Below are 633 nucleotides of genomic sequence, written 5' to 3'. Positions count from 1 at the left end.
TGGTGGAGACTAGCGGGATCGAACCGCTGACCTCCTGCGTGCAAAGCAGGCGCTCTCCCATCTGAGCTAAGCCCCCATTATTTAAGAAGTCGGGAAGACAGGATTCGAACCTGCGACCCCTTGGTCCCAAACCAAGTGCTCTACCAAGCTGAGCTACTTCCCGTATGTAGTTATTAACTTTAAAAATGGCGCGCCCGATAGGAGTCGAACCCATAACCTCTTGATCCGTAGTCAAACGCTCTATCCAGTTGAGCTACGGGCGCTATTTAAAGATGGTGCCGAGGACCGGAATCGAACCGGTACGGTGATTTCTCACCGCAGGATTTTAAGTCCTGTGCGTCTGCCAGTTCCGCCACCCCGGCAAAATAATGGAGCAGAAGACGGGATTCGAACCCGCGACCCCGACCTTGGCAAGGTCGTATTCTACCGCTGAACTACTTCTGCATTATTTTGCTTTAAAAATATAATTAAAATCGTAATGAGCCATAGAGGATTCGAACCTCTGACCCTCTGATTAAAAGTCAGATGCTCTACCAACTGAGCTAATGGCTCAAAAGATGGTGCCGGCCAGAGGACTTGAACCCCCAACCTACTGATTACAAGTCAGTTGCTCTACCAGTTGAGCTAGGCCGG

At 50.2% G+C, this 633-nt stretch carries 6 tRNA genes; all 6 read right to left on the bottom strand.

Annotated elements, in window-relative coordinates:
- The 6 genes from CD121_RS10130 to CD121_RS10105 all read right to left on the bottom strand — a co-directional run bounded on the left by CD121_RS10130 (nt 1) and on the right by CD121_RS10105 (nt 552).
- Nucleotides 1-76, bottom strand: a tRNA-Ala gene (locus tag CD121_RS10130).
- A 13-nt stretch (nt 77-89) separates the two neighbouring features.
- Nucleotides 90-163 (bottom strand) — tRNA-Pro (locus CD121_RS10125).
- A 23-nt stretch (nt 164-186) separates the two neighbouring features.
- Nucleotides 187-263 (bottom strand) — tRNA-Arg (locus tag CD121_RS10120).
- A gap of 10 nt (nt 264-273) precedes the next feature.
- Nucleotides 274-362 (bottom strand) — tRNA-Leu (locus CD121_RS10115).
- 7 nt (nt 363-369) lie between these two features.
- Nucleotides 370-444 (bottom strand) — tRNA-Gly (locus CD121_RS10110).
- 35 nt (nt 445-479) lie between these two features.
- Nucleotides 480-552, bottom strand: a tRNA-Lys gene (locus CD121_RS10105).
- Nucleotides 553-633: the final 81 nt, after the last annotated feature.

It is taken from the genome of Staphylococcus pasteuri, from assembly GCF_003970495.1.
GTDB lineage: Bacteria > Bacillota > Bacilli > Staphylococcales > Staphylococcaceae > Staphylococcus > Staphylococcus pasteuri.
This window is presented reverse-complemented; position numbering and strand designations above follow the sequence as displayed.